Here is an 8,923-nt window from a genome sequence, read left to right as displayed (position 1 = left end):
AACCCAGATCTCAAAGGTCTGGGCGCAGAAGCCCGCGCCGTACCGCCTAAGCGGTCGGCGTCGGGAGTACGTCACAAAGGGGACGACAGACCTCGGGGTCTGTTCGTCGCGGGTTCCGGCGACGAACCCCTGGGGTGACACCCAGGCGGCTCCCAATCTCTGGAATCTTTTGATGCAATGCAAAACAGCCCACCGATTATGTATAGAAAACTGCTTTCGGCAATTAAACCCCTTTTCAAACCTTTAGTGGCGATCGCCCTGGTTCTGGTGTTGGTCTTCTCCTACGCCGATGGAGCCTTAGCCGCACGCACTGGCGGTCGCATTGGCGGTGGCTCTTTTAGAGGGCCCAGCCGCACCTTCTCTCCCCCCAGCCGCTCCTATCAGCGCCCCGGTGGCGGCTTCGGCGGCGGTGGCTTCGGCTTCCCCTTCCTCTTGCCTTTCTTTGGCTTCGGCGGCGGTTTTGGCGGCTTGTTTAGTATCCTGATTTTTATCGCGATCGCTAACTTCCTCGTGCAAACTTTCCGTCGCGTGGGTACCGAAGAATCCGTGGAATACGCCAGCAACCCCCCGGTGGCTATCTCCAAAGTTCAAGTGGGTCTGTTAGCCCAAGCCCGCGACCTGCAAGAGGAACTCGATCGCCTCGCCGCATCGGCAAATACCAACACCGAGCAAGGTCGCGCCCAAGTGCTGCAAGAAGCTAGCCTCGCCTTACTGCGCCATCCGGAATATTGGGTCTATGGCGCAACCAGTTCCGAGCAAACTCGCCTCTCTAGCGCCGAAGGACGCTTCAACCAGCTTGCTCTGGGGGAACGCTCTAAAGTGCAAGAAGAAACCCTCTCCAATGTCAACAACCAACTGCGCGAAGCTGACTCTACCAAGTCTCTCCCCTCTGACGAATCCGAAGGGCCGAGCGAATATATTGTGGTGAATTTAATTGTCGGAACCCTCGGCAAAATGCAATTGCCCAATGTTAACAGTTCCGAAGAACTGCGCGAAGCATTACGTCAAATCGGCGGTATCGGTAGCGAGCAGTTGTTAGCTTTTGAAATCCTCTGGACCCCGCAAGCAAAAGGCGACACTCTCACCACCGATGACATTTTGACTTACTATCCTAACCTGAAATTGGTGTAAGTCCAGGTATTTGACGGTTAGTTGTCTTTCATGGGACGCGGTAATCCTGCGTCCCATCTTTTTTCTCAATTCGCCCCACGTGTGAGCTGAGAGTTGACACCACCTAAATTTTGTGCTAATTCAAAATTAACACTCAAATCGCCACCTACATATAAACTAACCCAACCCCACCACCCCCATTTTTTGGTCTCCAATTCGCCCTTCCCATTCATCTGATTTTCACCTGGACGCATTTCTGACCCTCGATCGCACAGAACCGGACGCCTCGAGTCGCGCGATCGCCTCGAATGAATCAGGGACACGGCACTGCCGTGTCCTTACTGAGCAATTCACAGTTCTCTATCGAGCAGTTAGAAAAAGAATATCATATCGCGTCCGGTGGATGGCCAGTAAAAGCACTGGATTGAAATACCGCTTTGGCAGTTCAAGAAAGCCTACAGGGACTCATTCTTTTTACAGCTATTCCGCCAGACTTGATATCCATTTAGAGCCGGTGAATTAGCCCATAGCAGGGGACTTAATTCGGCAGATTTCTGGTCGGCACTTCACTCCCGCGATAAAAATCCCGCTCTAGCTGGGCCAGGCGCAGCCAAATCGCACCGCAGACAAGGCTCACAACGGTGCAAAAGGCGATCGCCACGGTTGGGGTATCCTCCAGGAACACCAGCAGCGCTGGGGCAATTATCCAGGCGATCGCTGCTGCAATCCCGGCGATATTCCGCACCCGCTTAACATTCGCCAACGCAGTGGAACAACTCGCACAATGTATCGTATGGGAATGATAGCGATCGAGAAGCTGTTCCGTAGAGCGGCGGGGAGGTAAACTGTGGCTGGGGAACGGATCGATGCGATACTGATTTACCCACTGGTGTAACTGCGCCACAAACCGATCCGCCTTGGTGGGCAAATAAAACGCTTGGGCAAACTGAGGACTCCCGCCTTTGGCTTCCAAATTGCGTTCCTGGTAGTGCAGGAAAATTTGGTCGTCCTCCAGAATCGCATGTTGTCTCAGATGATTGAACCAACGCGGCGTCAGTTTCATAAATAGCCCGGGAATTTTCGAGGAGAATTTAAACGGAAATATGGCAAATAAGCGACATTCCCCTTTGCGAATCGGCGTAGCATAAACCACTGTGAGAGTGCGGCCAAATTGTTTCGAGGTCAGGTCGTGCCACATGAGAGACGGTGCTACAAATGTAGTCGTTTGCCGCCCGAGGGTTCCTTGTCGCGGCCCTTCTTCCCACAGTCCTTCAAATCCCTGTTTTCCGAAAGAAACGACTTCGAGTTCCACAGCTCCCGCAGAGGCGCGGTTGCCTACGGTTCCGTGGTGGGTGTAGGGCACGTGACTGCTGTCTAGCACGTTTTCTAGCAGGGTGAGGGCATCATAGGGCAAGTCTCGAAAGGTCTTCAAACACACCCAGCCATCCGGTGACTCTTCAAGCGGATAAATAATCGGAAGCGCAGTTTTTTCGGCGTTTTCCGGTTTGCCTGGATACAGGAATAACATCCCGTGGCGGGTGGTGGTGGGCAGAGAAACCGCGCAGGCGCGTTTCGAGGCTGTTGGGTTGGATCCTTGTTCCTGTTGCGGAATGCGATCGCACTGCCCATTTCCGGCAAATGTCCACCCGTGATAGGGACACTCTAACAAGCCCTCTTCGTTAATTCGCCCTTCAGATAAAGGAACCAGGCGGTGAGGGCAGCTATCCTCAAAGGCGCGCCAGGTTTGCCCGTTGCGATCCCACCAGATGACCAAATTTCGCTCCAGCAAGGTGAAACGAGTCAGGGTCGATTGGCTCAGATCCTCCAGGTAATGCACCGGATACCACGCTTCTAGCACGTCGAATTCCTCGGGATTTTCCCCTCCGGGGGCGCATTTTTCCCCCTCTGCAGCGATCGCGCTCCTCTGTATCTCTGTCCCCACCTCTACTGGGGTTTCTCCAGGCGTCTCGGTTGTCGTCGTCGGTGTTGTATTCATCGCAGTTATCTGTATGCTACTCTTTTCTTTTCTAAGATAACCAAAGACTCTGATGTTGGCGGGCGTTCGGACAAAAATTGCCAGCAGTGGATCGGTGGAATCATTGGTGGGTGGCGATGGGTCACTTGGCATTTGTCACTTGTCATTGGTCATTAGTCACTTGTCCTCGGGGAAGTCGGTAGGGACAATAATTTTCAGAGCTGGCTTAACATGATGACCGATTTATGATATTCTTTTGCTATTAGCATTGGGCTTGACGATCGCCGATTTAGCGTAATTTATTGCAATATTTCCACCCATGAATTATCCGTCCTCTTTGAAATTATCTGCGCCGGCAACCGAACGCAACCGAGAACCGATTTTGTCTGTGTTGCAACGGGTTTTACCACAAACGGGTACGGTGTTAGAAGTGGCTAGCGGAACTGGCGAACATGCGGTGTTTTTTGCGCCGCGCCTGCAACCGCGTTTTTGGCAACCTAGCGAACCAGAGGCGCGATCGCGTGGAAGTATTGACGCTTGGAGAAGTGAATTGGGTGCCGATAATCTTTTACCGCCTCTGAATATTGACGTGCGATCGCCCACTTGGGCAGTAGAAACCGAGTCCGCTACCCCGCAAAACTTACCCGACATTACCGCGATCGCTGCAATTAATTTGTTGCATATTTCCCCCTGGGAATCTACCTTGGGATTGATGGCAGGAGCTAATCGAATTCTCAATCCCGGCGGCATTCTTTATCTGTATGGCGCATTCAAAAAAAAAGGCCAACATACCGCCCCGAGTAACGAAGCCTTTGACCAAATGTTGCAGTGGCAAAATCCCACCTGGGGGGTACGCGATTTAGAAGAAGTGGTGGAAGTGGCACAAAAAAATCATCTGACGTTAATCGAAACCCTCGACATGCCAGCCAATAATTTATCGGTGGTGTTTCAACGTCAGTAAATTACCGATTTTTACCTTTGCCATTTTCCCCCTAAAAGTGCTATAATTAGAGGTTGGCTCGGCTATCTCTTTTCCGAACGTGGCGTTTTTTGTCCACATATTGCTGATGATACTCTTCCGCCATCCAAAACTCACTGGCGGGTTTAATTTCCGTGACGATATCTTTATCGTACTTGCCCGATAACTGTAACTTCTGTTTGGCCGATCGCGCCGCTTTTTCCTGGGCGGGACTATGATAAAAAATAGCCGAGCGATATTGTTCTCCGCGATCGGGACCTTGGCGATTCAGTTGCGTCGGATCGTGGCTAGCCCAAAACACTTCTAGCAGTTCCTCATAACTGATTCGCTGCGGGTCGTACTCCACTCGCACGGCTTCCGCATGCCCGGTAATTCTAGCACAAACATCTAAATAACAGGGATTGGGAAAATGTCCGCCCGTATAGCCCACAGCAGTAGAAATCACCCCCTCCACTTGGCGAAACCGCTCTTCCACTCCCCAAAAACAACCGGCTGCAAATGTGGCTTTTTCCATCTTCTTTTCCTCTCTTGTGTCCCTACATGTCTTATCCGAAAACAATTCGCGATCGTTGCTCGTTCTACCGTTTTAATCTAGCAATAAAATTTGAAAAACCCCTCTTTGGGAAAACTGAGGTAGTTTGGGAAACAGGGAAAAATTCTATCCTTTGGCAAGGATGCCTCCACCGCACATTTATTGAGGGGGAAGTGGTCGCTCTGGTGGGATGCCTCTGCGATCGCCGGGGAACGAGTTAAAAATAGCATAACACCCATTCTTCCCTTCGATTCAGTCGGTGGGTGACACCCCCGCCTTTATTTTCTTTGTACTCCCATCCCCTACGGTTTATGGTTGCGCCCGAGTTATTCGGGGTCGATCGCCTGAAGGGCTTCTTTCAAATCGGCGGTGAGTTGGATGGCGCTTTCTTTGGGTTTGTCTGAGGGATAATTGGCTACGTTTAAGGGTTTGCTAATGCAAACCATGGCATCACAGCGCCATTTGGGAATAAACGGATCGTATTTTAGGGCGATGGGGACAATTTTAATGTCGATATCCGGTTGCATTGCTCTCGCTTGCATAGCAAGACGCCCTAATCCGGGTTTGAGTCGGCCAATTTCGCGATCGCGTACAATCCCGCCTTGAGGAAAAATCACGATCGCCTGTTTTTGTTGCAGCAATTCAATCCCATGACGGAAACTGCTAATTCCCGGGCGATCGCGATCGACGGGAAATCCGCCTAACTTCGGGATTAACCACTTTTTAATTCCCTGAAATTCATCGGCGGAAGTCATATAATACGGATGTCGTCCGCTAACAGAAATTCCGGTCGTATATCCCACCACAATTGCATCCCAGCGCGAACGATGCGTTGGGGCCAAGATAACGGGTCCTTCTCGGGGAATATTTTCTTGTCCCGTTACCTCTAAACCGCGAAAATAAATTGGCAAAACCAAAAACCGCGCCAATGGATAAATCAATTTAAGCAACCTGGGAGAAACTTGCGCGGTGATTGATTCGGTTGACGTTCTTTTTTGATTTGTTTTTCCGGCTTGTGTTGTCCTCATTTACTTGCCCAATTTAATAGTAAGTTTAAACTCAGTTTCAACTATTTTTTCCAATTAAGTGCAAAATATGATTACCCTAAAATTAGCTAAATTTTCAACGAACAAAAAAGCGGATTAAATAGGGTATGTATTTCCGAAAGCGGCGGGTGGGTTAGGGAAAAATGGGGCTTAAGAACGCTCATCGACAGGGCGGTGTCTTCGTTGGGCGAACCAAGATTGTAGCTGTGCTCGACAAGGGGATTCCATGATGCCGCCGAGTACGGATAAACGGTGAAACGAGCAAGGGCTATCGGGAATATTCATCACTGTGCGAACTGCGCCAGTTTTGGGGTCATCGGCACCATAAACCAGGAGACTGATGCGAGACTGGGCGATCGCGGCGGCACACATGGGACAAGGTTCTAAGGTCACGTAAAGGGTACAGCCGTTTAAATGCCAGTTTTGCAAGGCATTGCCGGCGGCGCGCAATGCCAGAATTTCGGCATGGGCGGTAGGGTCTTTATCTCGTTCTCGCCGATTTTGCGCTTCGGCGATCGCTTCTCCTTCGGGATTGACGATCGCCGCCCCTACCGGCACTTCTCCCGCCTCTCCCGCCGCCTGCGCCAGTTCCATCGCCCGACTCATCCACTGTCGGTGCCTCAAATACTCCGCATCGCAAATCGGCAGATTCATGGTTGATTACTACAGGTGTGGCAATTGCCGCTATAGGCAGATTGATAGGTGTTCTCTCGCTTGCCAAATAGCTGATAGCGGTTATCCCGGATTTGCTCGTAAACCCGATCGCCCATCCACTTCATTCCCGGTAGCGATCGATAGGCATTTACAAACAGATTCCCCCCCGGTAACAAGCTGCCAATTTCTTCCGCCGCATCGCTACCTTGCCACCGCCTTTCCAGGCGATCGCTATCGATTAAAATCATCCCTCCTTCGCACTCTTGCGGCGTTATCTCCAGTTGCGCCAGCGTCTCTTCATCCTGCATCGGAATGTAGCTAAAGCGATCGCCTTTGTCCAAATTTTCTAACCCTTGCACCAAATTCGTACAAAGATTGCAATCTCCATCATAGATAACCAGATAATTCATCTTGCTATTCCCCTCTACCTACCTGCCAAAATAACTCGTTTCATCTCGCCCTATCGCTTTTTCTCTCTTTCCCACGGAAAGGCGAAAAGCGAGTTTTTTTGCCAAAAATATTGACAATTTAACGGGACTATGCAGGTTCCGCCGTTAACAGGGAGTCTAACTCTGCTTTGCTATCCAATTCATACAGTTCGTCGCATCCACCAATATGGCGATCGTTGATAAAAATTTGCGGAACGGTACGCCGCCCATTTGCCCGTTCGGCCATTTTTACCCGCGCTGCACCATCGCCATCAATCTTGTATTCGGTGAAGTCAACTCCTTTCCACCACAGCAGCAGTTTGGCGCGGATACAGTAAGGACAGGTTTGCCAGGTGTAAATTTCCACTTGCGCTTTCATTCGTTCTGGATGGCGACCGAGAAGACCATTGATAAAATCGTTCATTGTCTGTGAGTTGCTATTCTAAATGGGCGAAGTTTACAGGTTTACAGATATTCTAGAATATTTTGCTGGAAAATGGGGAAAGTCCCGATACTGGCGATGGAACGCACTGTCAGCGATCGCCTTCTGTCCTCCTGGCGATCGCCCCTTGCATGCGGCGCGATATCCGCCGCCATCCCCATCCAATCAATAGCAACAACACCACGGCGGCACCTGGAGCGAAAACTAACATCCAATTAAACAATCCGTGGCCAATAATTGCCACAATCAACCCATTGCGAACCCACTTTTTCCCAACTTCTTGTGCAGAAAACTTCGCTACTCCCAAGGGATATCCCCACAACCCTGCCCATAAAGCATGAGCGGGAACGGATAGCAGCGCCCGCACCGCAAATACAAATAACAGGATTTCGTATCTATTCAGTTGCCCTACAAGTCCGGTGAAATCGTGACGTTCTAAATAAGTGGCAAGCAAATAAAAGATATTTTCAATCGAAGCAAATCCTAGGGAAACGGTTACTGCATACATCATCCCTTGCATCGGTTCGGTAAAGTCCGCACGCCGATACAGCGATCGCCTCACGATAAAATATTTTCCATATTCTTCCGTCAGGGGCGCAACAACGGTAAATAAAAATAGGTGCGATTTCAACAGGTAAAAAAATGGCATTTGTAAAAGCACTACGGGAATTGCCAGCAATATCCCCCAGACAAACAGTCTGACTAGCACCGATTTTGGCGCGGGTGCAACTCGGCATTTATAGTAAAATAACCACAACCAAAAAATCCCGGGTATCAACCCGAGTCCAATGGGTATCAGAATATTCATTGACCTCAATCGTTTTTACTCAAAATCTATCGTAAACCCGCACCGATTTGCTCCGCTAAATTTCAGCAATCGGCGCGTTTTGGCAAATTTAACCCATTTTTTTGGTGATAATCTTCACCTCATTAGGTTGAATGATGCAAATTGTATGGGTGAAAATAGACGCATTGGGGATTAAAATTTTTTTCTCCTCTGCTTGGAGTGTGGTATATCGTAAATCAATATCAATCACCGTACCTTCAAATCCGGCAACGGAAATGCGATCGTTGCGCCGAAAGGGACGATAAATCAAAATTAACGCCCCGGAAACGAAGTTGGACAGAATATCTTTCAGGGCGAGTCCCACGGCAAATCCCGTCAGTCCTAACCCGGCTACTAACGCAGAAACATCAATCCCAAGGGTTCCTAAGGCGGTGACGATGCCAACAATCGAGACGATGCTGGTGGCAGTTTGTTCGAGGAGTTTCAGGGCATCTCGATTTAATTTGCTGCTGACAATTAGGCGGCGGATGACTTTTTGCAGGACAATGCTGCCCAACCAGAATGCTAGTAAAATCAGCAGACTCCCTGCTAGTCTGGGCGCAAACAGTAACAGTTTGCCAATTAGGTCGTTTAACATGGTCTGGGATTCGGTGTGGGATGCTTCATAGAATTTTATCCGCTAATCGGCTAGTATTGGCGTAGGGTGATGTTTCGGTAGGTATTTGACAAGAATTGATTGCCCGAATTCCGGGGGCGATCGCCCTTCACCCCCCAGGACAAATTCTGTTGCAGACCCACTGAATTGGTTGCAGAAAAATCTCTTAATGCCAATCGCGCTTTAAAAAAACTGGATTTTTCGTTTGGATATGATATAATCGAAGCTGAAACTCGACGGGGCAGGCAGGGCATTTAAGCAATTTACGCATTGCGCTTAAGTCCTGCCTGCCCCATCGAGTCTATTGAGACTATT

10 protein-coding genes are annotated in these 8,923 nt (G+C 49.8%); 2 read left to right on the top strand and 8 right to left on the bottom strand.

Annotated elements, in window-relative coordinates; translation table 11 throughout:
* The first annotated feature begins 198 nt into the window (after window positions 1–198).
* Window positions 199–1,131: a DUF1517 domain-containing protein gene (locus LKK83_RS23750; protein ID WP_324633876.1), complete on the top strand. Its 933-nt coding sequence runs from the start codon at window positions 199–201 to the stop codon at window positions 1,129–1,131.
* A gap of 517 nt (window positions 1,132–1,648) precedes the next feature.
* Here LKK83_RS23750 and LKK83_RS23745 read toward each other — a convergent pair.
* Entirely contained in the window at window positions 1,649–3,106 is a 1,458-nt protein-coding gene (locus LKK83_RS23745) for an aromatic ring-hydroxylating dioxygenase subunit alpha (protein WP_324633875.1), read from the bottom strand.
* 298 nt (window positions 3,107–3,404) lie between these two features.
* Between LKK83_RS23745 and LKK83_RS23740 the strand changes: the two genes are divergently transcribed.
* Entirely contained in the window at window positions 3,405–4,046 is a 642-nt protein-coding gene (locus LKK83_RS23740) for a DUF938 domain-containing protein (RefSeq protein WP_324633874.1), read from the top strand.
* Window positions 4,047–4,092: 46 nt separating this feature from the next.
* On the opposite strand, the gene msrA is transcribed toward LKK83_RS23740, so the two are convergent.
* The 7 genes from msrA to LKK83_RS23705 all read right to left on the bottom strand — a co-directional run bounded on the left by msrA (window position 4,093) and on the right by LKK83_RS23705 (window position 8,590).
* Window positions 4,093–4,578, bottom strand: coding sequence for a peptide-methionine (S)-S-oxide reductase MsrA (gene msrA / locus LKK83_RS23735; protein WP_324633873.1), 486 nt, complete (start codon window positions 4,576–4,578; stop codon window positions 4,093–4,095).
* 344 nt (window positions 4,579–4,922) lie between these two features.
* The gene (locus LKK83_RS23730; protein WP_324633872.1) at window positions 4,923–5,624 is read right to left on the bottom strand and encodes a lysophospholipid acyltransferase family protein; all 702 of its coding nucleotides are present in this window, start codon (window positions 5,622–5,624) and stop codon (window positions 4,923–4,925) included.
* Window positions 5,625–5,792: 168 nt separating this feature from the next.
* Window positions 5,793–6,296, bottom strand: coding sequence for a tRNA adenosine(34) deaminase TadA (gene tadA, locus LKK83_RS23725; RefSeq protein ID WP_324633871.1), 504 nt, complete (start codon window positions 6,294–6,296; stop codon window positions 5,793–5,795).
* The gene (locus LKK83_RS23720) at window positions 6,293–6,706 is read right to left on the bottom strand and encodes a thiol-disulfide oxidoreductase DCC family protein (RefSeq protein ID WP_324633870.1); all 414 of its coding nucleotides are present in this window, start codon (window positions 6,704–6,706) and stop codon (window positions 6,293–6,295) included. The genes tadA and LKK83_RS23720 overlap by 4 nt, the downstream gene beginning before the upstream one ends.
* Before the next feature lie 127 nt (window positions 6,707–6,833).
* Window positions 6,834–7,148, bottom strand: a complete 315-nt coding sequence (gene grxC / locus LKK83_RS23715; RefSeq protein WP_324633869.1) for a glutaredoxin 3 — start codon at window positions 7,146–7,148, stop codon at window positions 6,834–6,836.
* A 109-nt stretch (window positions 7,149–7,257) separates the two neighbouring features.
* On the bottom strand, window positions 7,258–7,974 hold the full coding sequence (locus LKK83_RS23710; protein ID WP_324633868.1) for a PrsW family intramembrane metalloprotease: 717 nt from the start codon (window positions 7,972–7,974) through the stop codon (window positions 7,258–7,260).
* A gap of 88 nt (window positions 7,975–8,062) precedes the next feature.
* A complete protein-coding gene (locus LKK83_RS23705; RefSeq protein WP_324633867.1) occupies window positions 8,063–8,590 on the bottom strand; it encodes a mechanosensitive ion channel family protein in 528 nt (175 codons plus the stop codon).
* Window positions 8,591–8,923: the final 333 nt, after the last annotated feature.

The sequence above is a fragment of the Phormidium sp. CCY1219 genome, assembly GCF_035615515.1.
GTDB lineage: Bacteria > Cyanobacteriota > Cyanobacteriia > Cyanobacteriales > Laspinemataceae > CCY1219.
The sequence above is the reverse complement of the archived record's forward strand: the minus strand, read 5'-3'. Positions and strand labels throughout refer to the sequence as shown.